Consider the following 25,712-nt stretch of genomic DNA (forward strand, 5'->3'; position numbering starts at 1 on the left):
CGGGATCAGAGGGTGGTGGCGTGCAGACGCCGGATCAGGAGCAGCAGGAACGGCGCGCCGACCAAGGCGGTGATGATCCCGATCGGGATCTCCTGCGGGGCGAGCAGGGTGCGGGCGACGATGTCGGCCCAGACCAGGAGGATCGCGCCCATCAGGGCCGAGACGATCACGACGCGGGTGTGGGTGCCGCCGACGACGCGGCGGGCCAGATGGGGCACGACCAGACCGACGAAGCCGATGCTGCCGCTGGCGGCCACGATCACGCCGACACAGAGCGCGACGGCGACCAGCACCTGGAGCCGGAACCGATCGGGCCGGATGCCCAGGGTGAGGGCGGTCTCGTCGCCGATGGCGAGGGCATCGAGGCGGCGGCCCCACAGGGCGAGCAGGGCGCAGACGCCGAGCACGACGACACACACGATCGCCAGCGGCGGGTTCCACTGCGCCAGAGCGAGTGAGCCGAGCAGCCAGAACATCACCGAACGCGCGCCCTCGGCCGAGCCGGAGGCGAAGATCAGGAAGCTGGTCAGGGCATAGAGGGCGTAGCCGACCGCGACCCCGGCGAGGATCAGGCGGACCGAGGTCAGTCGCCCTCCGCTGCGGGCGACCACGAAGACCAGGACGGAGGCGGCCAGGGCCCCGAGAAAGGCGGTGACCTGGAGGCTGTACTCGGTGAAGCCGACGCCGACACCGAAGAGGATCGCCGCGGCGGCACCGCTGGAGGCCCCCGAGTTCACGCCCAGCAGGTAGGGATCGGCCAGCATGTTGCGCACCATCGCCTGGAGGGCGAGGCCACACACCGCCAGGCCGGCGCCGACGGCGACGGCCAGCACCACCCGGGGCAGGCGGACCTGCCACACGATCGCGTCGACGGGGCCCGACCAGGTGCTCTCCCCTGGCCAGCCGAGCAGGTGGTGGCCGACCACGCGGGCGACGGTGCCCGGTGCCACGGCGTAGGCGCCGCTGCCGACGGCGACCACCGCGGTGGCTACCAGGGCCACGCTCAGCCCGAGGATCCACCTTCCGGCGCGGCGCCGGGACGCCGCCAGTCCGAGGGTCTCCGCGACCGTCGTCGACATGCCTGACACAGGTCACGCTCCCTTGTTTTATTGCGAACCATTTGCAACAGCGAGAAAGTAGCAGAGCGTTGCGGGCGGGGTGAAGGGCGGCCGCCGAGGGTTCGGCCACTCGTCACCTCCGCGTTGCCGACCGGTGTCGCCGTACCGCATCGGACCCCTCGACACCACATCGGGGCGATGCGACACCGACCACTACATCTAGGTAGTTACATCGTCGTAAGAACGAGATATGGTGTCGCACGCAGCTGGTTCCCCGCTCTCCTCGGAGGGCGTGGAGGCAACAGGGAACCCGGTGAGATTCCGGGACTGCCCCGCAGCGGTAAGTGAGAACGAACCTCGTCAACAGCACTGGAGCCTCGGCTCTGGGAAGCGGCGAACAGTAGGAACCGGCCTCGGCCGAAGGCTCACGAGTCCGAAGACCTGCCAGCGCATCGCATCCGTCGGATGCGATGGTCTGAGGCCTCGTGGGACGGCCGACGGCTGAGTCGGTGCCGTCATCGGTCCCCTCCCACCCCGTCACCCCTCCCCGAGAAATCCGGCCACGGAAGTCGATCTCGCGAGGAGAGAGAAATGACGGTGACTGAAGCACCCGCCCGCACCACGATGATGGTGCGCAAACGCAACGGCGACAGCGAGGCTGTCGACGTGACGAAGATCGTTCGGGCTGTTGATCGGGTCAGTGCCGACCTTCCTGCCGTGGACCCGATGCGGGTCGCCACTCGCACGATCAGTGGGCTGTACGACGGCGCCACCACGTCCGAGCTGGACCGGCTCTCGATCCAGACCGCCGCCGAGCTGATCGGCGAGGAGCCGGAGTACTCCCGGCTCGGCGCCCGGCTGCTGGCCGGCTACATCGACAAGGAGGTCCGCAACCAGGGCGTGGCCTCCTTCAGCCAGTCGATCGCGCTCGGCCACGCCGAGGGGATCATCGGCGACGAGACCGCCGCGTTCGTCAAGGACAACGCCCGCAAGCTCGACTTCGCCATCGACGAGACCGCCGACCACCGGTTCGAGTACTTCGGCCTGCGCACCGTCTACGACCGCTACCTGCTGCGTCACCCGATCACCCGTGACGTCGTCGAGACCCCGCAGTACTTCCTCCTCCGGGTCGCCTGCGGTCTGGCCCAGAGCCCGGCCGAAGCGATCGAGTTCTACCGCCTGATGTCCTCGATGGCCTACCTGCCGTCGAGCCCGACTCTGTTCAACTCCGGCACCCGGCACACCCAGATGTCCTCGTGCTACCTGGTCGACTCCCCCAAGGACGAGCTGGAGTCGATCTACAGCCGCTACTCCCAGGTCGCCAAGCTGTCGAAGTTCGCCGGCGGCATCGGGATCGCGTTCTCCCGGATCCGCGGTCGCGGTGCCCTGATCCGCGGCACCAACGGCCAGTCCAACGGCATCGTGCCGTTCCTGCGCACCCTGGACGCCTCGGTGGCCGCGGTCAACCAGGGCGGGCGCCGCAAGGGCGCCGCGTGCGTCTACCTGGAACCGTGGCACCCCGACGTCGAGGAGTTCCTGGAGCTGCGCGACAACACCGGCGAGGAGGCCCGGCGTACGCACAACCTCAACCTCGCGCACTGGATCCCCGACGAGTTCATGCGCCGGGTCGAGGCCGACGCCGAGTGGTCCCTGATCGACCCGTCGGTGGCCCCCGAGCTGCCCGACTTGTGGGGCGACGCGTTCGATCGGCGCTACCGGCAGCTGGAGGCCGAGGGAGCCGTCGTACGGACGCTCAAGGCGCGCGACCTGTACGCCAAGATGATGCGCACCCTGGCCCAGACCGGCAACGGCTGGATGACGTTCAAGGACGCCTCCAACCGGACCTGCAACCAGACCCGTGACGACGCCGTCGGCCCGGGCAACCCCACCGTGCACCTGTCCAACCTGTGCACCGAGATCATCGAGGTCTCCTCCGACGGGGAGACCGCGGTGTGCAACCTCGGCTCGATCAACCTCGCCCAGCACCTGACCCCCACCGGCATCGACTGGGAGCGACTGCGCACCACCGTCCGGATCGCGGTGCCGCTGCTGGACCGCGTGATCGACGTGAACTTCTACCCCAGTGACGAGGCCGCCGCCTCCAACCCGCGCTGGCGTCCGATCGGCCTGGGCCTGATGGGGCTCCAGGACGCGCTCTTCGCCCTCGGCCTGCCGTTCGACTCCCCCGAGGCGCTGGAGCTCTCCACCCGGGTGCAGGAGGAGATCTACCTCTCCGCCCTGGAGGTCTCTGCCACCCTGGCTGAGCAGTACGGCGCCCACCCGCTGTTCGACCGGACCCGCGCCGCCACGGGGCAGCTCCAGCCCGACCTGTGGGGCGTGACGCCGACGCAGACCGAGCGCTGGGACGCCCTGCGTGCTCGGGTCGCCGCCCACGGACTGCGCAACTCCCTGATGATCGCGATCGCCCCCACGGCCACGATCGCCTCCATCGCGGGGTGCTACGAGTGCATCGAGCCGCAGGTGTCGAACCTGTTCAAGCGCGAGACGCTGTCGGGTGAGTTCCTTCAGGTCAACACCGCCCTGGTCCGCGAGCTCAAGGCCCGCCACCTGTGGACGCCGGAGATCCGCGAGGCGATCAAGCGCGCCGAGGGCTCCATCCAGGGCATCGAGGCGATCCCCGCCGACCTGCGCGTGCTCTACCGGACCGCCTGGGAGCTGCCCCAGAAGGCCCTGATCGAGATGGCGGCCGCCCGGTCGCCGTACATCGACCAGAGCCAGTCCCTCAACCTGTTCCTGGCCGGCCCGACGATCGGGAAGCTGTCGTCGATGTACCGCTACGCCTGGCAGTCCGGCCTCAAGACGACGTACTACCTGCGCTCGCGTCCGGCCACCCGGATCGCCCAGACCACCGTCACCCTCACCCAGGCCGCACCCGCGGCCGTCACCGAACCGACCACCTACACCGACGAGGAGGCACTCGCCTGCTCGCTCGAGAACCCCGAGAGCTGCGAGGCCTGCCAGTGAGCATCGACATGGACGCCGACCTGTCCCTGACCGCGACCACCCACCAGCTGCTGCTCGACCCGGGTCTGGACCTGACCCTGCGACCGATGCGGTACCCGCACTTCTTCGAGCGGTTCAAGGACGCGATCAAGAACACCTGGACCGTCGAGGAGGTCGATCTGCACACCGACCTCAAGGACCTGGCTCGGATGTCTCCGGCCGAGCGCCACCTGGTCTCGCGCCTGGTCGCGTTCTTCGCCACCGGCGACACCATCGTGGCCAACAACCTGGTGCTCAACCTCTACCAGCACGTGAACTCTCCCGAGGGGCGGCTCTACCTGAGCCGTCAGCTCTTCGAGGAGGCGGTGCACGTGCAGTTCTACCTGAACCTGCTCGACACCTACGTGCCCGACGAGAAGGAGCGGTTCGAGGCCTTCGCGGCCGTGGACAACATCCCCTCCATCAAGGCCAAGGCCGACTTCTGCTTCAAGTGGATCGACTCCCTGGGCGACCTGAAGACCCTGAACTCGAAGGAGGACCGCAAGGCCTTCCTGCTCAACCTGATCTGCTTCGCCGCGGTGATCGAGGGCCTGTTCTTCTATGGAGCGTTCGCCTACGTCTACTTCCTGCGCTCGCGCGGCCTGCTCAACGGTCTGGCCTCGGGCACGAACTGGGTCTTCCGGGACGAGTCCATGCACATGGGCTTCGCCTTCGACGTGGTCGACACCGCCCGTGCCGAGGAGCCGGACCTGTGGGACGACGAGATGGGTGCCCAGGTCCGCGAGATGCTGATGGAGGGCGTCGACTGCGAGGCGCAGTTCGCCGAGGACCTGCTCGGCCAGGGCGTGGCCGGGCTCTCGATCGCCGACATGCGCTCCTACCTGGAGTACGTCGCCGACCGCCGGATGGAGCGTCTGGGCCTGCCCGTGATCTACGGCTCGGCCAACCCGCTGGCGTTCATGGAGCTCCAGGACGTCCAGGAGCTGTCGAACTTCTTCGAGCGTCGGGTCTCGGCCTACCAGGTCGGCGTCACCGGCGAGGTCGGCTTCGACGAGGACTTCTGAGCCCGTCAGGGCACGAGAGAACCGCGGTGCGTGAGGGCCACAACGTCGTCACGCACCGCGGTTGATCTCGAGGGGTCCTCAGACCCAGGCACCACCGTGCATCACCCGCGAGACCGCCCAGTCCTCGTCGAGTACGACGAGGTCGGCGCGCAACCCCTCGGCGACACGTCCGCGGTCGGTGATCCCGAGCAGGCCAGCCGGGGTGGTGGTGGCAGCACGGATCGCGATCGCCGGGTCGACACCGGCACCGGTGATCGCCCGGCGCACCGCCTCACCGACGTGCAGGGTGCTGCCGGCCAGGACCGGGGTCGGCCCCGTGGTCCAGGCGGTGGCGTCACGGACCTCGACGTCGAGGGCACCGAGCCGGTACTGCCCGTCGGGCATCCCGGCAGCACTCATCGCGTCGCTGATCAGCACGATCCGGTCCGGGGCGACACCGAAGGCCAGCGCGACGGTCTCGTCGGCCAGGTGGATGCCGTCGGAGATCAACTCGGCGTGCACCTGCCCGGCGGCCAGCGCCCGCAGCGTGGCGCCGGCCGGACCGGGGTCGCGGTGGTGGAACGGTGCCATCCCGTTGAACAGGTGGGTCACCGTGGCGACGTCGTCACTGGCCAGCGCGGCCGCGAACGTCGCGGTGTCGGCATCGGTGTGACCGGCGGCGACCAGGACACCCGCCTCGGCGAGCACCCGGGCGGCCGCGGCGAAGCCGGGCAGGTCCGGGGCGATGGTGACCATCCGCAGGGTGCCGGCAGCAGCCTGGAGCCACTCGCGGGCGACGTCGACGTCGGGGTGCGAGAGCACCGCCGGGTCGTGCGCGCCGCAGTGGCCGTGGGCCAGCCACGGGCCCTCCAGGTGGGTGCCGATCACACCGGCGTCGACCGCCGCCACCTCGGCCACACCACGCAGGCCGGCGAGCAGGTCGTCCTGCGTGCCGCTGACCATGCTCGCGACCAGGGAGGTGGTGCCGCGCGAGCGGTGGTGGGCGGCGACCGCGGCGATGTCGTCGGGCGCCCCGGTGGTCACCGAGCGTCCGCCGCCACCGTGGCAGTGCATGTCGATGAAGCCGGGTGCGATCGTGCCGACCGGCTCCGGGGTCGGGCCGCTCCAGGTGGAGGCGGCGACCAGTTCGACGATGCCACCGGCGCTGAGCGCGACGACGGCGTCGTCGATCACGCTGAACGGCGTGACGACGGTGCCGCGCAGGGCCTGCGGACGGTCCTCGCCGCTCATCGCCTCACTCCTGGGCGCCGGCCACGGCGGTGGCGAACCACGACGTGATCGACGACGGGTGCGTGATAGCGGTGCCGACCACGACGCAGTGCGCGCCGCGCCGGATCGCCTCGGCCGCCTGGGCCGGGGTGTGGATCCGGCCCTCGGCCACCACCGGGACGTCGATCGCTGCGACCAGCGCGCTGATCAGGTCCAGGTCGGGGCCCTCGGTCTTGGTCGTGTAGGCGGTGTAGCCCGACAGCGTGGTGCCGACGAAGTCAGCACCGGCCGCGGCAGCGGCGACGCCCTCCTCGACGGTGGACACGTCGGCCATCACCAGCACGTCGCGCTGGGCACGCAGGGCGGCGACGGTCTCGGCAAAGGTGCGCCCGTCGGGGCGCGGACGGCTGGTGCCGTCCAGGGCGACCACCTCGGCGCCGGTGTCGGCGACCTCCAGGCAGTGCTCCAGGGTCGGGGTGATGAAGACGTCGTCGTGACCGTCCTTCCACAGCCCGATCAGGGGCACGTCCAGCACGGCGCGCATCGCACGCAGATGGTCGGGGCCCTGGGCGCGGACGGCGACCGCTCCCCCGCTCACCACGGCCTGGGCGACCTTGGTCATCGTGGCCGCGTCGTTCATCGGCTCGTCGCCGTACGCCTGCGCGGAGACCACCAGGGCGCCGCGCAGTCGCTCGATCAGGGCCGTCTTGTCGATCGGGAGCTTCTCGCTCACGTGGACTTCTTCCTCACTCGTGGCTTGCGCCAGTGTTCAATTCGTCAAGCAGTCGCCAGGCGACCGCTGCCGCGCCCAGGACCGCGCCGTCACCGCCGCAGCCCGAGCGCACCACCGGGGTGCCCGCCAGCATCGGCAGTACGCCGACACCGACAGCCCCCGACAGGGCGGTCCACCACTCCTCGCCCAGCCCGACCACGCCGCCACCGACCACGACGACGTCGGGGTCGATCACGTTGATCAGGCCGGCGATCACCTCACCGACGGCAGCACCGCCCTCGGCGATCAGCTGCCGGGCCTCGACCTCGCCCCGCCCGGCCCGCTCGCGCACCTCGTGCAGCGAGGCGACCTCGGTGCGGGTGCGCCGGACGTACTCCCGGGTCAGGGACGGGCCGGAGGCGAACGCCTCCAGGTGGCCCGCCGCACCGCAGCTGCAGCGCAGCACGGCGGCGTATCCGCTCGGCACGTGACCGACGTGCCCGGCGGCGGCGTGGCGGCCGGCGACCAGTCGGCCGTCGACCACCAGCGCGCCACCGATGCCGGTCCCGACGGCGACGGTGAGCACGCTGGTGTGGCCACGACCGCCGCCGTAGGCTGCCTCGCCCAGCCCGTGGGCGTGGACGTCGTTGACGGCCGCGACCGGCAGGCCGAGCAGCTCGGTCAGGCCGGCCCGGATGTCGGTGCCGGCCCAGCCGGTCAGGGTGTCGGTGGCGCCGAGCACGATCCCGGTCGCGGGATCGACCACACCGGCGGCACCGACACCGATCGCGACGAGCTCGACGCCCGCGCTCCGGCCTGCCTCCTCGACCAGCCGGGCGGCCGTGGCGAGGATCGCCTCGGCCCCCTCGGTGGCAGGGGTGGGCGCCGAGGCCCGGGCGAGGACGTCACCGGCCCTGTCGATCACCGCGACGGCGATCTTGGTGCCGCCGATGTCCACCGCTCCGACGGCACCGATGGGGGTGGCGGTGCCGTCGGAGAGGGTCTGACTCATCACGTTGGTCATGGTCCTCAGAGCAGGCCGGCGACCTGGAGGGCCTCGCGCACGCGCTCGACCTCGGCACCCGCGAGCGGGCGCATCGGCAGCGAGACCGCGTTGGTCTCGATCACACCGAGGAGCTGGAGGGCGGTCTTGAAGCCGCCCACGCCCCGGGTGCTGCCCTGCGTGGTCTCGTCACCGGCGTCGACGATGCGGAAGAGCTTGACCAGGCGGTCCTGCTCGGCCTTCGCCGTCACCCAGTCGCCGATCGCGGCGGCCTCGTGCAGACGCACGTAGCCGGCCGGGTCGACGTTGCCCAGGCCGGGCACCGAGCCGTCGGCACCGCCGAGCAGCATCCCGTCGACGACCAGCTCGTGGCCGGTCAGCTGGGCGTATTCCAGGCCCCGCTCGGCCAGGCCGACGGTGAGCTGGCGGAAGGAGACGTCATCGCCGCTGGAGTCCTTGACACCGGCCAGGACGCCGTCGGCGGCCCAGGCGAGCTGCTGCTCGACACCGAGCTTGACGTGCACGCAGACCGGGATGTCGTAGGCGATCACGTCAAGGTCGGTCGCAGCGGCGATCGCGCGGAAGTGACGGTCGACCTCGTACGGACCCACCAGCGTGTAGAACGGCGCGGTGACGACGACGGCGTCGACGCCGATCCGCTCAGCCGCGGCGACACGGTCGATGGCGCGGCGGGTGGTCGGCTCGATGCAGCCGGCCATCACCGGGACGCGGCCGTCGGTGGCCTTGACGATGGTCTCGAGGGCCAGGTCGCGCTGAGCGTCGGTGAGGTACACCGTCTCGCCGGAGGAACCGAGGGCGAAGAGACCGTTGCAGCCGGCGTCGAGCAGGTGCTGGACCAGGCGCTCCAGGGAGGCGACGTCCACCTCCCCCTCAGCGGTCAGCGGGGTGACGACCGGCGGGATGACACCGGTGTACTTGGCGGTAGAACTGCTCACGCGTGCTCCTCAGCATGCAAAGGGGTGGAAGTGTGGGTGGCGCTGCGGGCGAGCTCGACGAGCTCGGCGTCACCCGTTCCCGGTGCCACCGGGTGGTGGCACCGGAAGGTGTGGAGAGAGTCATCAGGGGCACCGGTGGCGGCCTCGCCGACGGCGAGCTCCACCTCCGGCATGGACTGGGCGCAGACGTCGTCGGCGCGCCAGCACCGGGTGCGGAACGGGCAGCCCGACGGCGGCTTCGTCGCCGACGGCACCGGCCCGACCAGCGGGATCGGGTCCAGCGGCGAGAGCAGACCGGGGGTCGCGGAGAAGAGCGCCCGGGTGTACGGGTGCACCGCACCGGCCGAGCCGACCGAAGACGGCGTCTTCTCGACGATCCGGCCCAGGTACATCGTCACGACCCGGTCGCTGACCCGCTTGACGGTCTGGATGTCGTGCGAGACCAGCACCATCGCCAGGTCCAGGCGCTGCTGCAGGTCCATCAGCAGGTTGAGGATCTGGGCACGCACCGACACGTCGAGCGCACTGGTGGGCTCGTCGGCGATCAGCAGGCCCGGCTCCAGCGCCAGCGCACGGGCGATGGAGACCCGCTGACGCTGACCCCCGGAGAGCTGGCTGGGCAGCGCGTCGGCCACCGAGGCCGGCAGACCGACCAGCGCCATCAGCTCGCGGACCCGGGCGTCACGCTGCGCGGGAGTGCCGCGCTTGTGCACGTCGAGCGGGTCGCGCAGGATCTGGCGCACCGGCATCCGCCGGTTCAGGGAGGTCGACGGGTCCTGGAAGACCATCCCGACGCCGGCACCGATGTGCTGGCGACGTTCGGCGGCGGACATCGTCCAGACGTCGTGCCCGGCGACCAGCACCTGGCCCGCGGTCGGCTTCTGCAGCCCGACCAGGACCTTGGCCAGGGTGGACTTGCCACAGCCGGACTCACCGACGATGCCGACGGTCTCGCCCTTCGCGATCGACAGGTCGGCGCCGGTGAGGGCGAAGACCTGCTGCTTCTCGAACAGCTTGCCGCCACTGATCCGGTGGACGACGTGGACGTCCTTGAGCTCTGCGACGATCTCGGTCATCGCGCCACCTCCGTAGCGATCAGGGGCAGGACCGGGTGGTGGCAGGCGAACGCGTGGTCCGCGGTGCCCTCCATCGCCGGCTGGTCGGTGCGACAGATGTCGGTCGCCATCGGGCAGCGGTCGCTGAACCGGCAGCCCTTCGGGAAGTCGGCCGGGGAGGGCACCACACCCGGGATCTGGGTGAGGCGCTCGGCACCGGTCTCCAGGCTGAGCACCGAGCCCAGCAGACCGCGGGCGTAGTGGTGCGCGGGGGCACCGATCACCTCGGTCGCCTGGCCCGTCTCGGTGACCTGGCCGCCGTACATCACGACGACGCGGTGGGCCACGGAGGCGACCAGGGCGAGGTCGTGGCTGACCAGCACGAGGGCGAACTTGAGCTCGTCCTGGAGCCGCAGCAGCAGCTCCATCACCTGGGCCTGGACGGTGACGTCGAGGGCCGTGGTGGGCTCGTCGGCGATCACCAGACGCGGGTCGCGCGAGAGCGCCATCGCGATCACGACACGCTGACGCTGACCGCCGGAGAGCTCGTGCGGGTACGCAGCCAGGGTGCGCTCGGGGTCCAGGCCGACCAGGGTCATCAGCTCGGTGGCCGAGCGACGGCCGCCACGACGGACGAGCTGGTTGAGCTGCGTGCCGATCTTGAGCGACGGGTTCAGGGCCGACAGCGCGTCCTGGTAGACCATCGCGATCTCGCGGCCCAGCAGCGGGCGTCGCTTGGCCGGGGACAGGTCGGCGATCTCGCGTCCGGCGAACCGGATCGAGCCACGCACCTGGGCACCCTTGGGCAGCAGGCCCATCACGGCCAGGGTGGTCAGCGACTTGCCCGAGCCGGACTCGCCGACCAGGCCGAGGACCTCGCCGGGGCGGACGTCGAACGACATCCCCGAGACGACGTCGACACCGCTGTGCGCCTTGGCGAAGGAGATCGAGACGTGGTCGACCTCGAGGACGGGCTCGCCCTCGGGCACCGGACGCGACCGGGCGGCCAGGCGCTGGGCGGCCTCGGCCAGGCCGGGCAGCTCGATCACCTCACCGGTGCCGGGGGTGGCCTTCTCGAAGTCGTCCTCGATCTCGGTCGCGGCCGAGCCGCGGCGCGAGGCCGGAGCGGCCCAGGCGTCGGAGATGCCCTCGGACAGGATGTTGAGCGCGAGCACGGTGAGCAGGATCAGCAGACCCGGGAACAGCGTCGCCCACCAGCCACCGAACTGGATCATCTCCTTGCCGAAGGCGATCACGGAGCCCCACGAGGACTTCGCCTCCTGCGGCTGGAGGCCGCCACCGATGAAGGACAGCGAGGCCTCGAACACGATCGCGTCGGCGACCATGACGGTGATGTAGACCAGGATCGGCGCGGCGCAGTTGCGCAGCACGTGGCGCCACAGGATGTGCGGGCGACGGGCACCGATGATCTGCTCGGCGGCGACGTAGTCCTCGCCGTACTGGGCGAGCACGTTGGCACGCACGATCCGGGCCACCGGCGGGATGAAAACGAAGCCGATCGCGGCGATCAGCACGAAGAGGCTGTTCTTGCCGAAGGAGATGATCAGCAGCGCGGCCAGCACGATCGCCGGGAAGGCCATCACGATGTCGAGCAGGCGCATCACGATCTCGTCGACGATGGTCTTCGAGGTACCGGCGATGGCGCCCAGGATGGAGCCGAAGATCAGGGCGATGGCGGCCGCACCGAAGCCGACCACCAGCGAGCGCGACGTACCCGCGACGAGGCGGGAGAAGATGTCGCGACCGAGCTTGTCGACACCGAACAGGAAGTCACCCGAGGGGCCCTGCGTCGGCGAGGCCAGGCCGGTGGCGCCCGGGTCGTGGGTCTGGAGCAGCGGGTTGAAGATCGCCACCAGGACGATCAGGCCGATGAAGGCCAGGGCGATCCGGGAGGCGACGTTGAGTCGTCGCAGGGCGATGCCGGGACGCGCCAGTGCGTCGGCGAGGGCACGGGGTTGCAGAGTTCGCATCAGTGGCCTCCACGCAGTCGGGGGTTCGCGAAGTAGTAGAGGATGTCGACGATCAGGTTGACCACGACGAAGCCGAGCGCGATGGTCAGCACCGCGCCCTGGGCCAGGGCGGTGTCGTTGTTGCGCACCGCCGTCATGATCAGGCTGCCCATCCCGGGCAGGGAGAAGATCGCCTCGATGATGACCGTGCCGCCGATCAGGTAGCCGATCCGGACACCGAGCACGGTGAGCGGGTTGACCAGGGCGTTGCGCAGCACGTTGCGGCCTACGACGACCATCGGCGGAAGACCGGCACCGGTGGCGGTCCTGACGTAGTCACGGTCGAGCTCCTCGACCATCGACGTACGGACGATGCGGGCCAGGGAGCAGCCGACCGGGATCGCCAGCGCGATCGCGGGCAGGGTCAGGCTCTCGATCCAGCCGCTGAAGGAGTCCGACGGGTTGACGTAGCCGCCGTTGGGGAAGATCTGATGCTCGACGGCGAGGTACTGGATGAGCAGCAGTGCCAGCCAGAAGGACGGCATCGCGATACCGGCCATCGAGATGAAGCGGATGATCTGGTCGGGCCAGCGGTCGCGGTAGAGCGCGGCCACGATGCCGAGCACGAGACCGATGACCAGGGCGCCGATGATGCCGAAGGCGGTCAGCTGGAGCGTCAGCGGCAGGGCGGTGCCGATCTTGTCGATCACGGGCACGGCCGGCGGGAAGGTGGAGCCGAGGTTGCCGTGCAGCAGGTCGTTGACGAAGTGCACGTAGCGCAGCGGAAGCGGGTCGTTGAGACCGTGGGCGTCCTTGAAGGCGTGGATCTGAGCTGCGGAGGCTTGATCCCCGAGAGCCGACAGGGCCGGGTCATAGGGCGAGAACTGCAAGACGATGAAGACGAACAGCGTGATGCCCAGGGCCAACGGGATCAGGGTGAGTAGTCGCCGAGCGACCATGTTTAGGACCGTAAGCACGGTTCTCCTCGTGGTTCCGGGCCGGTGAGGCGAAACGGATGGGGGTGTGGGGGTGTGGTTCTCACCGTGTCACGGGCGACAACCAAGGACGCGGTGCCTGCCCTCGACTGCTCAGGGCAGGCACCGCGTACCTAGGGGGTCACTTCCGGGACGTGTCCAGGAAGTACAGGCCGGTGGTGGAGACACCGTCGAAGCCGGACAGCTTCGAGGAGTCGTACGCCGTGACGACCTTGGTGTGCAGGATCGGGTACAGCGGAACGTCCTCGGCGACGATGTCCAGGGCCTGCTTCCACAGGGCCTTCTGCGCGGTGGCGTCCTCGGTGGAGGCAGCCTTGTCGAGCAGGGTGGAGACCTTCGTCGCGTCGGGGTCGGTCCAGCGCATCCGGTCCTTGGGCCAGGTCTGGCCGTAGTAGAACCAGCGCATCAGCAGGTCGGTGTCGGTGCCGAAGACGCTTGGGTCACCCGAGCCCAGCAGGACGCGGAACTTCGAGGACGGGACGACCTCACCGTAGATGGCCGAGGACGGCTGCGTGTTGAGCGTGGCGTTGACGCCGATCGCCTTCCACTGCTCGATCAGGAGCGGAGCGATGTCCTTGATGATCGAGTTGTCGGTGGTGTCGAGCTCGAAGCTCAGGTTCGTGACACCGGCGTCGGCCAGGAGCTGCTTGGCCTTCGTGGTGTCGTAGGTGTAGACCGTGCTGGCCTTCTGGTAGCCCGCGTTGCCCTCGTCGAGGTACGAGGTGGCGGCGGTGCCGTAGCCGTTGAGCGCCGTCTTGATGATCGAGTCGGTGTCGAGGGCGTAGTAGAGGGCCTGGCGGACCCGCTTGTCGTTGAACGGCGCAGCGGAGTTGTTGAACATCAGGAAGGCCTGGTTGAAGGCCTGCTTGTCCGCGATCGTGTACTTGCCCTTGAGCGAGTCGACGTTGAGGTACGGGACAGCCTCGATGGCCTGGACGCGACCGGCCTGCAGGTCGGCGATGCGCGCCGAGCCGTCGGTGTTGGTGTTCCAGGTCATGGTCTCGACCTTGGCGGTCTTCGAGCCGTTGTAGTTCGGGTTCTTCTTCAGCTTGATCTCGGACTCCGAGGAGCTGACCAGCTGGAACGGACCCGAGCCGACCGGCTTGGTGTCGAAGGCGGTCGCCTTGTCAGCGGTGTCGACCTGCGTCTTGGGGACGATCTTGACCACGGAGATCCGCGACGAGAAGAGAGGGAACTTCTCGTTGAGGGTGAACTTCACCGTGGTGGCGTCGACGGCCTCGACCTTCTTGATGAAGGTGATGAAGCCCTGCATCAGCGGCGGAGCGGCCGGGTCGGCCGGCTTCAGGATGCGCTCGAAGGAGTAGGCCACGTCGTCCGCGGTGACGGCGGTGCCGTCGGAGAACTTCGCGCCGTCACGCAGCTGGACGGTGTAGGACAGGCCGTCCTTGCTGGCGACGGGCTCGGCCTTGGCCAGAGCGAGGTAGGGCTGGCGAGTGACGGGATCGAGGTCGAGAAGACCCTCGAAGATGTGCTGGTTGACGTCGGTGGCAACCGCGCTCGAGGCGTTGGCCGGGTCGAACCCGCTCGAGAGCGAGAACGCCAGGGTCGCCTGGATGCTGGTGGTGTCCTTGGACCCACCGGAGGTGCTGGTGGACTGGCTGCCACACGCAGCAAGGCCCAGCGTCAAAGCCAATCCTGCGGCTCCGGCCACGACGGCCTTGCCCACAGGACGAAAACCGCGCTTGGCGGTCTTGAGGGTGGTGCTCACATGTACCTCCACTTTTGGCATCAGACCTATGACGTCTGATGTCTTATGCCTTAGGGTGAGCCTGACACGGCTCCAACCGAAGGGTCAAGCACCATGGTGAAAATCGTCACTCAAGATGCACTCAGTGGTTCGCCGCGCCCGCGTGGCACGTCCATGCGCGAGCACATGGCCGATCAGATCAAGCAGTTCATCATCCGTAATGAGCTCCGCCCCGGCGATCCGCTCCCCACCGAAGCCGAGCTGTGCGACGAGCTGGGTGCCAGTCGCTCCAGCGTGCGCGAGGCGGTGAAGGTGCTCGCCGCCCTCGACATCGTGGAGGTCCGCCACGGCCACGGTACCTACGTCGGGAAGATGTCGATGGCGGCGCTCGTGGAGAGCCTCGCCTTCCGCGGCTTCCTCAGCCGCAAGAGCGACTACAACATCATCTCCGAGCTCGTCGACGTCCGCTCCACCCTGGAGCAGGGCTTCGCCGATGCCCTGGTCGCCAGCCCCTCGAGCGCGCAGAGCACCCGCCTCCAGGAGCTCGCCGGCGGGATGCTGGCCAAGGCCCAGCGCGGCGAGGAGTTCATCGAGATCGACCGCGCCTTCCACCTCGCGCTGATGGAGCCGCTGGCCAACAGCCTGCTCCTTCAGCTCACCGGCGCCTTCTGGGACGTGCACGCCATCGTGGCCCCCGGACTGCCGACCCGCGCCGACAACCTGCTGCTCACCGCCCGGCTGCACCAGAACATCGCCGAGCGGGTCGCCGTCGGCGACGCCACCGGGCTGCGCGAGGCGATCGCCGCGCACTACCAACCCATCCGCTCCACGATCTCCTCGGAGATCTCCTCCCCCACGAAGGACTGATCAGTGCCGCAGTTCGACCTCCCGCTGGAGACCCTGCGCGAGTACCGCTCCGAGCGCACCGCACCGGCGGACTTCGACGACTTCTGGGCCTCCACCCTCGGCGAGCTCTCGTCGGTCCCGCTCGACGTCACCCTCACGCCGCACCCGTTGGGCCTGACGGCCATCACGGCGTACGACGTCTCCTTCACGGGCTTCGGAGGGCAGCGGATCAACGGATTCCTGCTCCGTCCCGCCACCGAGGTCGCCCCCGACCCGGTGCCGGTCGTGGTCCAGTACCTCGGCTACGGCGACGGCACCGGCTCCCCGCTGGACTGGCTGGCGCTGCCCGCCGCCGGCTTCGCCACCCTGGTGATGGACACCCGCGGCCAGGGTGCCCGCGCCCGGCGCGCCGGTCACACCGGTGACGAGGGCGGCTCGAACTCCGCCCACGTCGAGGGCTTCCTGACCAAGGGCGTGCTCGACCGCGAGGACTACTACTACCGGCGCGTCTTCACCGACGCCGTCCGGGCGGTCGCCGCCGCAGCCACGATCGAGGGCCTCGACGCCGACCGGATCGCCGTGCTCGGCACCTCCCAGGGCGGTGGCATCGCCCTGGCCGCCGGAGCGCTCGCGCCCGGCGTCAAGGCGGTCGTGACCAACGTGCCGTTCCTGTGCCACTACAGCCGGGCCGCGTCGATCACCGACTCGGCGCCGTACCGCGAGCTGACCTGGTTCCTGGGCAACCACCGCGCCCAGGCCGACCAGGCCCTGGCCACCCTCGACTACTTCGACGGCGTGAACTTCGCCGCCCGTGCCACCGCACCGGCGCTCTTCTCCGTCGCCCTGATGGACGACGTCTGCCCGCCGTCGACGGTCTTCGCCGCCTTCAACGCGTACACCGCGGCGAAGGAGATCGAGGTCTACCCGTTCAACAAGCACGAAGGTGGCGGCCTGGCTCAGGACGAGCTGACCATCACCTGGCTGCGCGACCAGCTGGCCTGAGCGCACTCCCCGCTCCCGCCCAGCCTCATCCGACCCCACCCCCACTCGGAGGACGAACCCCCATGACGACCCAGCCCGTCGGCGCCCAGATGGCCGCCGAGATCGCCGAGCAGCCCGCCGCCCTGGCACGGCTCCTGGCCGACACCACCGCGATCGCCGAGATCGCCCAGAAGATCAAGGACGCCAACCCCCGCTTCGTCCTGCTCGCCGCGCGCGGCACCAGCGACAACGCGGCGCTGTACGCCAAGTACCTGATCGAGGTCTCCCTCGGTCTGCCGGTCGGCCTGGTCTCCCCCTCCACGCTCACCGTCTACGGCGCCCAGCCCGAGATGGCCGACGTGGTGTGGATCGCCGTCAGCCAGTCCGGCGGCTCGCCCGACCTGGTGCAGTCCACCGCCGTCGCCCGTGAGCGTGGCGCGCTGACCATCTCGGTGACCAACAACCCGGCCTCGCCGCTGGCCGAGGCCGCCGAGCTCGGCATCGACATCCTGGCCGGCCCTGAGCTGGCGGTGGCGGCGACCAAGACCTACACCAGCCAGCTGCTGGCACTGTGGCTGCTGGTCGACTTCTGGCGCGGTGGCGACGGCTCGGCCGCCGCGGTGCTGCCCGAGCTGGCCCAGGGCCTGCTCGAGGTCGGCGGCATCGAGGAGATCGCCAACCGCAACCGGTTCGCGACCAGCCTGATCTGCACCGGTCGCGGCTACTCCTACCCGACCGCCTGCGAGGCGGCCCTGAAGCTGATGGAGACGTCGTACTTCCCGGCGCAGGCCTTCTCCGGTGCCGACCTGCTGCACGGCCCGCTCGCCGTGGTCGACGCCGACCAGCCCGTCCTCGCGATCGTCGGCCCCGGTGCCGGCGGTGCGGCGATGGGCCAGACCCTGGAGCGTCTGGTCGGCGCCCAGGCCGAGCTCACCATCATCGGCGACGCCTCCGGTGTCGCCTCCCCCAGCGCCGTGGTGCCGCTGCCGACCGAGATCCCCGAGGAGCTTTCCCCGATCCTCGAGATCATCCCGGTCCAGCGTCTGGCCCACGCGCTCTCGATCGCGCGGCATCTGAACCCGGATGCTCCGCGTGGCCTCGCGAAGGTGACCAGCACCCTCTGATCCCTTCCGAGCCACTGACCCCAGGCGCATGGGGTTGGGAACGCCACCGTCACCACCCAGGGCGGTGGCGTTCCCCATTTCGCCAGGCCGGCGTGGGTCAGGGTGACGTCAACCGAGCAGGGTCGCCAGCGCCGAGCGCAGGGCGCGAGCACCGTCGATCGTCAGCACCGGCGCGGTGCCGGCCAGCTCGTCGACGTACAGGAAGGCGGGGTCCCAGGTCAGACCGGCCTTGCGCACGATCTTCTCGCTGGTCTCGGTGGTGACCTTGTAGCCCAGGCCGAGGCGGCCCGAGGCGACCTGGAGCACCTGCACCGGTACGCCGGCCTTGAGCGGGCGACGCGGCGTGCCGAGCACGTCGCAGATGTCGTTGAGCACCATCTGCTCGGTCTCCGGCTCGGGGACGTGGGTCCGCACCGGCTTCGGGGCCGGAGCGGGCTTCTCCGCGACGGCGAGGCCCTCGGCGGCGGTGACGGCCGCGACGACCTCGGCGGCCTTGCGCGGCCGGGCCAGGGAGGCCTTCTTCGCCGGCTTGGACTTCTCTGGGATCGGGATCGGGTCGCATCCCATCACGCAGAAGGCCGAGTTACGGCCGTGGACACATTCGGCGTACTTCGCCATCGAACGTCCTCCTCGAGCCGACCACCGGCTCCGACCCAAGTATTCCGCACCGCCGGCCCACACCCCGCACTCGCGGGATGTGGAGGTGGTCACGCTCGGGCGTGGGCGACGAACGCGCGGATCAGGTCCGAGGACTTCTCCCCTGGCGCCGACTCGACACCGCTGGAGACGTCGACACCCCACGGCGCGACGGCGGCGATCACCTCGGCGACGTTGTCGGGCGAGAGGCCACCGGCGACCATCCAGTGCCCGTCCAGGTCGAGGTCGGCGAGCGGTGAGAGGTCCCAGCGCTCCCCCGAGCCGGCCTTCGGCGCGTCCAGGAGCAGCGCCTCCTCCCCCCAGACCCCGATCTCCAGGGGCGGCTGGGCGGCCAGGGAGGTCGCCCGCCACACCCGCGGCAGGATCGCCCGGGCCGCCTCGAAGTCGGCTTCGGCGTAGGCCTTGCCGTGCAACTGCAGTACGTCGAACCCGAGCCGCTTCACGATCGTGGCGGCGTCGGCGGCCGCCATGTCGTTGACCACCAGCACGGTGTCGACCCGACCTGCGGCCGTCGCGATCACGGCCGAGGCCTCGGCCTCGGACGCCCGACGGGCGCTGGTCGCGTTCATCACGACGCCGACGGCATCGGCACCGGCGTCGATCGCCACCTGGGTGTGCTCGGCGGTGCGCAGGCCACAGATCTTCACGTACACGGCGACCAGTCTCTCAGTCGACTGGTCGCCGTGTCGCGCGGGTTATGCGGGTGGAACGCCGCGGAGCAGGTCAGCCGAAGAACGCCTGGCCGCCGTCGAGCGGGATGGTGGCGCCGGTGAGATAACGCAGGTCGGGGCTGACCAGGGCGACCACGGCACGGCCGATGTCGTCCTCGCAGTCGCCGATCCGGCGCATCGGGATGGCGGCCACGAACTCCTCGGCCTCCTCGGGGTTCGCCTCGGTCCAGCCCTTGAGGCCGGGCGAGAGCGCGTGCGGCGCGATCGAGTTGACCCGGATGCCGTCGACCGCCCATTCGGCGGCGGCGGTGCGCGAGAGCGAGCGCAGGGCCTGCTTGGCGGCGGCGTACGCGCCATAGGTGGTCGGGTCCCAGCGCACCATCGCCGAGGTGACGAGGTTGACGATGGAGCCGTCACCGGTGGCCTTGAGGTGCGGGTGGGCGGCCTTCATCAGGGAGAACGCGGCGAACGGGCCGGTGAGGAAGCCCTTCTGGAAGGCGCGGTCGCTGAGGTCGAGCAGGGTCCCGTAGGCGCCCGCGTAGGCGTTGTTGACCAGGATGTCGAGGCGACCGAAGCGCTCCACGACGGCCTCGACGAGGCCGGGCAGGGACGCGGTGTCGGCGACGTCGATCTCGAACGCCTCCGCCTCGACGCCACGCTCGCGGACCAGGCGGCAGGTCTCCTCCAGCTTGGCGGCGGTGCGGCCGACGACGGCGATCGAGACGCCCTCGGTCGCCAACGCCAAGGCGATGCCCTGTCCCACGCCCTGTCCGGCGCCGGTGATCAGTGCCACCCGCCCTGCCATCCGCTGCTGCATGCCTTCACCCTTTCTCGTGCGCCGTACGGCGCGGTCAGTGTCGCGTCAGCCATCGTGGGCGGTGCCCGGGGACCGAGGCGTGGACGATCCCAGTGACCGGGCCCACATCACACCGCGGCGTCGTTAGAGTCCGAGCGTGGATCTTCGACTGTCCGGCGCCCGGGCCCTGATCACCGGCGGCAACCGCGGCATCGGCCTGGCCACGGCGACGGCGTTGGCCGCCGAGGGGGCCTCGGTCGTGCTGCTGGGCCGCGACCTCGGCGCACTCGAGGCGGCTGCGGCGGCGATCGGTCAGGGTGCCTCTACGGTCAGCGCCGACACCACCGACGACGACGCCGTACGCCGAGCAGTGGACGAGGCCGCCGGCCGGCTCGGTGGCCTGGACGTGGTGGTCAATGCCGCTGCACCGCGTGCCACCACCCCGGTCGCGCCCGGCCTGGCGGGGTTGGACGACCACGACTTCCTGACCCAGGTCGACACCAAGGCGTTGGGCTACGCCCGGGTGGTGCGGGCCGCGGCGCCGTACCTGCGCGACGGTGGCGGCCGGGTGGTGAACGTGTCGGGGACCAATGCCCGCACCACCGGCGCGATCGCCGGCAGCGTGCGCAACATCGCCGTGGTGGCGATCTCCAAGAGCCTGGCCGACGAGCTCGGCCCCAGCGGCGTCACGGTGACCTGCGTGCACCCGGGCCTGACGGTGACCGAGCGGGTCGCCGGTGACGCCGACTACGCCGAGGCCGCCTCGCACAACGCCCTGGGGCGTCCGGTCGAGGCCGAGGAGGTCGCGCGAGTGATCACGTTCCTTGCCTCCCCGCACGCGGCGATCATGAACGGCGCCGTGATCACGGTCGACGGCGGGACGCCCGGCCCGATCTGGGCCTGAGGCGGCCGCCGGGGCCTAGAAGACGGGCTGCCCCCCGGTCACCCCGAGCACCGTCCCGGAGACATAGCTGGCATCAGCCTGCGAAGCCAGGAAGACGAACGCGGGGGCGACCTCTGCTGGCTGCCCCGCGCGACCGAGTGGCGTGTTCGCACCGAACGACTCGATCTTCTCCACAGGCTGAGTGGCAGGCTGCAGCGGCGTCCAGATCGGACCGGGGGCGACCGCGTTGACCCGGATGCCCTGCGGTCCCAGCTCGGCGGCAAGGTTGACCGTGAGGTTGTTGATCGCGGCCTTCGTGGCCGCGTAGTCCAACAGACTGGTGGAGGGCTGGAAGGCCTGGATCGAGGAGTTGTTGATGATGGCCGAGCCGGGATCCAGGTGCGGTACGGCGGCACGGGTGAGCCAGAGCAACGCGAAGACATTGGTTCTGAAGGTGCGCTCCAACCGGTCGTCACTCATGTCCTCCAGGCCAGGATCGCGCGCGGTCTGGAACCCGGCGTTGTTCACCAGGAGGTCGAGACCGCCGAGCGCGGAGAGTGTCGTCTCGATCACCCTGTCGCAGGTCGAGCGATCACGCAGGTCCGCCTCGATCGGCACCGCGAGCATGCCCGCCGACTCGACCAGTCTGACGGTGACCTCCGCGTCGTCGCGCTCCTCGGGAAGGTGGGTGAAGGCCACCGCAGACCCCTCGCGTGCAAACGCGAGCGCCACGGCACGGCCGATCCCCGAGTCGCCTCCGGTGATCAGCGCCCGCCGTCCGCGTAGCCGTCCGGCGCCGACGTACGAATCCTCGCCGTGGTCCGGCACCGGCAGCATCGCGTCAGTACGCCCCGGAGGCTCCTGCTGCTGAGCTGGGAAACGTGGCTGGTCAGTCATCGAGACCTCCTCATCTGGGCAACCCGGTCGGTCCGGGCGATCTGGTCACGCAGTACCCACGCACTGAGTGCTCAGACACCGGCTCCGCTTGGACACAGCGTCGCGAGCGCCGCGGCCGTACGACGACACGTCGCCTCCCATCCCAGCCCGGCTCGCGCCACAGCCGCCCCCTGCGCCCCGTAACGCCGCGCGCGTTCCGTGTCACGGAGCAGCGCATCGAGGGCCGCGGCCAGAGCATCGGGCCGGCCAGGCGGAACGATGTCTCCTGTCACGCCGACATCGACGAGGTCGGTCAACGCGCCGACTCCGGTCGCGACGAGCGGTCGAGCACACGCCATCGCTTCGACGGCGCCGGCGGGGACGGGAACCGACCGTGGGGTGATCGCGACCACATCTGCTGACTCCAGGAGCTCGGGAAGAGCTGCGAGCGTGGCATGACCGGTGAGGCGGATCCGCTCGGCGCACCCCAGTCCTTCGGCGAGCCGGCCAAGCCGGCGCGCCTCGACACTGCGTCCGAGCTCAGCGCGCTCAGGACCGCCGACAACCGTGAGGAACACCCCGGGAAGCTGGGCGATGGCGATGACCAGATCTGCCAGCCCCTCCTGCTCACCGTCCAGCCCGAAAGCCAGCACATGAGCCGGGCCGACAGGCGGCGGACGCGGAGTGAACCGCTGGAGGTCGACACCTCCGGGAACCACACAGATGTGAGGACCGTCGACGCCGAGCGCTGCAAGCTCGCGGACGTGGTCGGCGCAGACCGCGATCACCAGGTCGGCGTCGTCGGCCAAGGTCGCCTCCACCGCAACTCGACAAGCCGGGTTGGGGTCGTCCACTCCGAGTCGGCGACGCTCGATCGATCCCAACTCGTGGAAGGTGACCGCCCACGGCAGCCCTACCGCCCGGGCCGCGCGTCGGGTTGCCCAGGCACTGCGCCAGAAGTGGGCGTGCACGACGTCATATCCACCACGCGAGAGCAACTGCCCGAGTTGCGCGGCAAACTCAGGTGAGGCATCCCCGGCCGCGCCGGCATTCGTCTCGCCGAAGGACGAACCGCGCAGTCTGACGACGGCATAGTCCCGCTGCGGGGCCGAGCCGGGTGCCGCGGCGGCAGCCTCGCTGGTGACGACGGTCACTGTGTGGCCCAATCGGATCAAGCCAGTCGCCAGAGCATCGACATGGACGTGCTGGGACCCCGGCGCCCCCAGCCCCACCGCTCTGCTCGGGTCTGCGTTCTCCGACACCATTGCGATCTTCATCCGCCCCGCTCCTTCATCCTCGTGCACGCCGTCACGATGACGGCAGCGCATCACCCGGCTGCCCGCGTCCACTCCCCCGTACCCAGCCCACATCGATCGAGACAGTCGACCCGTTTGGGGTTCGCCAACCCGGTTACTGCCGGTAAAGACCGCGCCGCGACGAGCGACGACATCTCTGCGAGAGGACGTCAGATGAGCGAGGAGACTGTGCCGCCCACCGAGCTGCACCTCCAGACCGAGGAGGCTCTCACCACCGCTGGTGGAGTTCGCCTCCGTGACACCGACCATTCGCTGAAGGCGGGCGAGCGTGGGCCGAGCCTGCTCCAGGACCACCACCTGCGCGAGAAGATCACCCACTTCGATCACGAGCGCATCCCCGAGCGGGTCGTGCACGCGCGCGGCGCCGCCGCACATGGTCACTTCGTCGGCTACGGCACGGCATCGTCACTGACCTGTGCAGAGTTCCTCGGCAAGGACGTGGTCACGCCCGTCTTCGTGCGTTTCTCGACGGTCCTCGGATCCCGGGGCTCGGCGGACACTGTCCGTGACACTCGAGGGTTCGCCACGAAGTTCTACACCGCCCAGGGCACCTTCGACCTGGTGGGCAACAACATGCCCGTCTTCTTCATCCAGGACGGCATCAAGTTCCCCGACATCATCCACGCAGCCAAGCCGCAGCCTGACCGAGAGATTCCGCAGGCGCAGAGCGCACACGACACCTTCTGGGACTTCGTCTCCCTCCACACCGAGGCGCAACATCATGCGCTATGGAACATGTCCGACCGGGGACTCCCCCGCTCGTATCGGATGATGGAGGGCTTCGGGGTGCACACCTTCCGGCTGGTCGATGCCGACGGTGCCACCACGCTGGCCAAGTTCCATTGGAAGCCGCGTCTGGGCGTGCACGGACTGCTCTGGGAGGAAGCCCAACTCCTGGCCGGCTTCGACCCCGACTTCCATCGCCGCGACTTGGCCGCGGCGATCGACGCTGGGACCTTCCCTGAGTGGGAGCTGGGCGTCCAGGTCTTTCCTGACAGCGCGGATCAGACCTTCGAAGGCATCGACCTGCTCGATCCCACCAAGCTGGTCCCCGAGGAGCTCGCCCCGGTCCAGCCGCTCGGACGCATGGTGCTGGACCGCAACCCGGCGAACTATTTCGCCGAGACCGAGCAGGTCGCCTTCCACGTCGGACACCTCGTGCCCGGCATCGACGTCACCGACGACGCCCTGATGCAAGCTCGCCTCTTCTCCTACGTGGACACGCAGCTCACTCGACTAGGAGGACCCAACTTCGAGCAGATCCCGATCAACCGGCCGCATGCCCCGGTCAACGACCTGCTGCGCGACGGCATGCACCAGAGCGGCGTCCACACCGGCATCGCACCGTACCTGCCCAACTCGGTAGGTGGTGGCTGCCCGTTCGCGGCGCCCGGAGCGGCGCCGGCGGGTGCCTTCGTCGATGTCGCCCGCAACCTCCCGAGCGCGCCGAAGGTCCGGGCCGCCTCGGTCTCCTTCGACGATCACTTCAGCCAGGCACGGCTGTTCTGGTTGTCGCTGAGCCCACTTGAACAGGACCACGTGGTGGCGGCGTACGCCTTCGAGCTAGGCAAGTGCACTGTGCCGGAGGTCGTGGAGCGTCAGGTGGCGTGCCTCGCCCAGATCGACTCGGTCCTGTGTGCGCAGGTCGCGACGCGGCTCGGCGTTGACACCCCCGACGCCACGCCGCCGGTGGACGAGGTGGAACCGAGCCCGGCGTTGTCCATGCTGGGGCGGACCTGGCCGGTGGACGGCCGGGTGGTCGGCGTCGTTGTCGACCAGTCCGATCCAGCCCCGGGCATCGATGAACTCTGCACGGCGCTGCAGGAGCGTTCGATGATCCCGCTTCTGATCGGACCCACTGGTGTCCCACTACCCGATGGCACCGCTGTCATGCGTCGCCTCGACACGCTCAGATCCGTCGAACTCGACGCCCTCGTGATCGCACCAGGTACGGCGGCACTCGCCGCTGATCCCTTGCTCGCCACCCTCCTGGCGGAGTGCTTCCGACATGGAAAGGTCATCGCGACCTGGGACGACGGCAGCCTCCCGCTACGGGCAGCAGGAATCGATCCTGCTGCAGCAGGCGTGGCTCTCGGCACTGGTCCCGAGGTGGCCGATGACCTCAGCGAACTGCTGACCGTCCACCGCGCCTGGGACCGGCTCATGGGCTGACCCGGAGATTCCACTCACCACCACCCCGAAGGAGCATCATCATGACACTCACCGCAAGCGACATCATGACGCCAGGCGCGACCTGCGCCCACCTTGATCAGACCCTCGATGAGGTGGCCCGAACGATGCGTGACCTCGCCATCGGCGCCCTGCCCGTCACCGGCGATGATCACCTCCTCCATGCCATCGTGACCGACCGCGACATCACGGTGCGCTGCGTCGCCGAGGGCAAGGACCCACGCTCCACGACCGTCGCCTCGCTTCACCTCGACAAGCCGGTGACGATCGCAGCTGAGGATCCGATCACCGAGGTCGTCAGGCTGATGACAGAGATCAATGTCCGGCGGCTGCCGGTCATCGACGGACAGGAGTTGGTCGGCATGGTGACCCAGGCCGACGTCGCTCGCAACGCCACCGACGGCGAGACCTCGGAACTGCTCGCGCTGATCTCGACCGCGCCTGCGAACAACTGAGGCGCTGTCATGAGCACAGTCGCCTACTGGACACTCGCGATCGTCCTGGTCCTCGCCTTCGTTGCGCTCTGGGGTGTGATCTGGTGGCTGGACTCGCGCCACGCCGACTCCGTGGCGCAGGACGCCACCCGATGGCAGCGGCGCCGACGTCCGCCTTGGCGGCGCGGATGAATGTCGTTTCCGCGCCGCCAGAGGGGGTACGTCATCACCATGACAGCCGCAC

The 25,712-nt window shown here is 69.7% G+C and carries 23 protein-coding genes and 1 riboswitch; of the genes, 9 read left to right on the forward strand and 14 right to left on the reverse strand.

What is annotated here, in order from left to right:
* Positions 1 to 5: 5 nt before the first annotated feature.
* The gene (locus Q1V88_RS17690) at positions 6 to 1,079 is read right to left on the reverse strand and encodes an iron ABC transporter permease (protein WP_300682842.1); all 1,074 of its coding nucleotides are present in this window, start codon (positions 1,077 to 1,079) and stop codon (positions 6 to 8) included.
* A 229-nt stretch (positions 1,080 to 1,308) separates the two neighbouring features.
* Positions 1,309 to 1,522, forward strand: a riboswitch (cobalamin riboswitch).
* A 133-nt stretch (positions 1,523 to 1,655) separates the two neighbouring features.
* On the opposite strand from Q1V88_RS17690, the gene Q1V88_RS17695 reads away from it, so the two are divergent.
* Positions 1,656 to 4,043, forward strand: a complete 2,388-nt coding sequence (locus Q1V88_RS17695; protein ID WP_300682845.1) for a ribonucleoside-diphosphate reductase subunit alpha — start codon at positions 1,656 to 1,658, stop codon at positions 4,041 to 4,043.
* Positions 4,040 to 5,086, forward strand: a complete 1,047-nt coding sequence (locus tag Q1V88_RS17700; RefSeq protein ID WP_300682847.1) for a ribonucleotide-diphosphate reductase subunit beta — start codon at positions 4,040 to 4,042, stop codon at positions 5,084 to 5,086. Before Q1V88_RS17695 ends, Q1V88_RS17700 begins: the two co-directional genes overlap by 4 nt.
* 78 nt (positions 5,087 to 5,164) lie before the next feature.
* Here Q1V88_RS17700 and nagA read toward each other — a convergent pair whose 3' ends face one another.
* The 8 genes from nagA to Q1V88_RS17740 all read right to left on the reverse strand — a co-directional run bounded on the left by nagA (position 5,165) and on the right by Q1V88_RS17740 (position 14,715).
* Entirely contained in the window at positions 5,165 to 6,316 is a 1,152-nt protein-coding gene (nagA, locus tag Q1V88_RS17705) for an N-acetylglucosamine-6-phosphate deacetylase (RefSeq protein ID WP_300682850.1), read from the reverse strand.
* A gap of 4 nt (positions 6,317 to 6,320) precedes the next feature.
* On the reverse strand, positions 6,321 to 7,028 hold the full coding sequence (locus Q1V88_RS17710; protein WP_300682855.1) for an N-acetylmannosamine-6-phosphate 2-epimerase: 708 nt from the start codon (positions 7,026 to 7,028) through the stop codon (positions 6,321 to 6,323).
* Between the two features lie 13 nt (positions 7,029 to 7,041).
* On the reverse strand, positions 7,042 to 8,019 hold the full coding sequence (locus Q1V88_RS17715; protein WP_300682857.1) for an ROK family protein: 978 nt from the start codon (positions 8,017 to 8,019) through the stop codon (positions 7,042 to 7,044).
* Positions 8,020 to 8,036: 17 nt separating this feature from the next.
* Positions 8,037 to 8,966, reverse strand: a complete 930-nt coding sequence (locus Q1V88_RS17720; protein ID WP_300682859.1) for a dihydrodipicolinate synthase family protein — start codon at positions 8,964 to 8,966, stop codon at positions 8,037 to 8,039.
* Positions 8,963 to 10,042 (reverse strand): ABC transporter ATP-binding protein, encoded by a 1,080-nt coding sequence (locus Q1V88_RS17725; protein ID WP_300682861.1) that lies wholly within the window; start codon positions 10,040 to 10,042, stop codon positions 8,963 to 8,965. Before Q1V88_RS17725 ends, Q1V88_RS17720 begins: the two co-directional genes overlap by 4 nt.
* Entirely contained in the window at positions 10,039 to 12,012 is a 1,974-nt protein-coding gene (locus Q1V88_RS17730; RefSeq protein WP_300682863.1) for a dipeptide/oligopeptide/nickel ABC transporter permease/ATP-binding protein, read from the reverse strand. The genes Q1V88_RS17725 and Q1V88_RS17730 overlap by 4 nt, the downstream gene beginning before the upstream one ends.
* A complete protein-coding gene (locus tag Q1V88_RS17735) occupies positions 12,012 to 12,950 on the reverse strand; it encodes an ABC transporter permease (protein ID WP_300682867.1) in 939 nt (312 codons plus the stop codon). Before Q1V88_RS17735 ends, Q1V88_RS17730 begins: the two co-directional genes overlap by 1 nt.
* A gap of 157 nt (positions 12,951 to 13,107) precedes the next feature.
* Positions 13,108 to 14,715, reverse strand: coding sequence for an ABC transporter substrate-binding protein (locus tag Q1V88_RS17740; protein WP_300682868.1), 1,608 nt, complete (start codon positions 14,713 to 14,715; stop codon positions 13,108 to 13,110).
* A 165-nt stretch (positions 14,716 to 14,880) separates the two neighbouring features.
* Here Q1V88_RS17740 and Q1V88_RS17745 point away from each other — a divergent pair, with 165 nt between their 5' ends.
* The 3 genes from Q1V88_RS17745 to Q1V88_RS17755 all read left to right on the forward strand — a co-directional run bounded on the left by Q1V88_RS17745 (position 14,881) and on the right by Q1V88_RS17755 (position 17,645).
* Positions 14,881 to 15,561 carry a FadR/GntR family transcriptional regulator gene (locus tag Q1V88_RS17745; protein ID WP_300682869.1) on the forward strand — a complete coding sequence of 227 codons (681 nt, stop codon included), beginning with the start codon at positions 14,881 to 14,883 and terminating at the stop codon, positions 15,559 to 15,561.
* Positions 15,562 to 15,564: 3 nt separating this feature from the next.
* Entirely contained in the window at positions 15,565 to 16,542 is a 978-nt protein-coding gene (locus Q1V88_RS17750; RefSeq protein WP_300682870.1) for an alpha/beta fold hydrolase, read from the forward strand.
* Between the two features lie 62 nt (positions 16,543 to 16,604).
* Positions 16,605 to 17,645: an SIS domain-containing protein gene (locus tag Q1V88_RS17755; protein WP_300682872.1), complete on the forward strand. Its 1,041-nt coding sequence runs from the start codon at positions 16,605 to 16,607 to the stop codon at positions 17,643 to 17,645.
* A 108-nt stretch (positions 17,646 to 17,753) separates the two neighbouring features.
* On the opposite strand, the gene Q1V88_RS17760 is transcribed toward Q1V88_RS17755, so the two are convergent.
* From Q1V88_RS17760 to Q1V88_RS17770, 3 genes are all read right to left on the reverse strand, one after another.
* Positions 17,754 to 18,263, reverse strand: a complete 510-nt coding sequence (locus Q1V88_RS17760; RefSeq protein WP_300682874.1) for a hypothetical protein — start codon at positions 18,261 to 18,263, stop codon at positions 17,754 to 17,756.
* An 89-nt stretch (positions 18,264 to 18,352) separates the two neighbouring features.
* A complete protein-coding gene (locus Q1V88_RS17765) occupies positions 18,353 to 18,955 on the reverse strand; it encodes a phosphoribosylanthranilate isomerase (RefSeq protein WP_300682877.1) in 603 nt (200 codons plus the stop codon).
* A gap of 70 nt (positions 18,956 to 19,025) precedes the next feature.
* On the reverse strand, positions 19,026 to 19,790 hold the full coding sequence (locus Q1V88_RS17770) for an SDR family oxidoreductase (RefSeq protein WP_300682880.1): 765 nt from the start codon (positions 19,788 to 19,790) through the stop codon (positions 19,026 to 19,028).
* A 136-nt stretch (positions 19,791 to 19,926) separates the two neighbouring features.
* Here Q1V88_RS17770 and Q1V88_RS17775 point away from each other — a divergent pair, with 136 nt between their 5' ends.
* The gene (locus tag Q1V88_RS17775; protein WP_300682882.1) at positions 19,927 to 20,673 is read left to right on the forward strand and encodes an SDR family oxidoreductase; all 747 of its coding nucleotides are present in this window, start codon (positions 19,927 to 19,929) and stop codon (positions 20,671 to 20,673) included.
* A 15-nt stretch (positions 20,674 to 20,688) separates the two neighbouring features.
* Here Q1V88_RS17775 and Q1V88_RS17780 read toward each other — a convergent pair whose 3' ends face one another.
* Together Q1V88_RS17780 and Q1V88_RS17785 are read right to left on the reverse strand one after the other, a co-directional pair.
* Entirely contained in the window at positions 20,689 to 21,549 is an 861-nt protein-coding gene (locus tag Q1V88_RS17780) for an SDR family oxidoreductase (RefSeq protein WP_300682883.1), read from the reverse strand.
* Between the two features lie 71 nt (positions 21,550 to 21,620).
* A complete protein-coding gene (locus Q1V88_RS17785; protein WP_300682887.1) occupies positions 21,621 to 22,805 on the reverse strand; it encodes a glycosyltransferase in 1,185 nt (394 codons plus the stop codon).
* 114 nt (positions 22,806 to 22,919) lie between these two features.
* Between Q1V88_RS17785 and Q1V88_RS17790 the strand changes: the two genes are divergently transcribed.
* The 3 genes from Q1V88_RS17790 to Q1V88_RS17800 are packed head-to-tail and all read left to right on the forward strand — an operon-like array spanning position 22,920 to position 25,660.
* On the forward strand, positions 22,920 to 25,016 hold the full coding sequence (locus tag Q1V88_RS17790; protein WP_300682890.1) for a catalase: 2,097 nt from the start codon (positions 22,920 to 22,922) through the stop codon (positions 25,014 to 25,016).
* Positions 25,017 to 25,057: 41 nt separating this feature from the next.
* Positions 25,058 to 25,489, forward strand: coding sequence for a CBS domain-containing protein (locus tag Q1V88_RS17795; RefSeq protein WP_300682893.1), 432 nt, complete (start codon positions 25,058 to 25,060; stop codon positions 25,487 to 25,489).
* A gap of 9 nt (positions 25,490 to 25,498) precedes the next feature.
* The gene (locus Q1V88_RS17800; RefSeq protein ID WP_300682894.1) at positions 25,499 to 25,660 is read left to right on the forward strand and encodes a hypothetical protein; all 162 of its coding nucleotides are present in this window, start codon (positions 25,499 to 25,501) and stop codon (positions 25,658 to 25,660) included.
* The last annotated feature ends 52 nt before the right edge of the window (positions 25,661 to 25,712 follow it).

It is taken from the genome of Nocardioides sp., assembly GCF_030150155.1.
Classification (GTDB): Bacteria; Actinomycetota; Actinomycetes; order Propionibacteriales; family Nocardioidaceae; genus Nocardioides.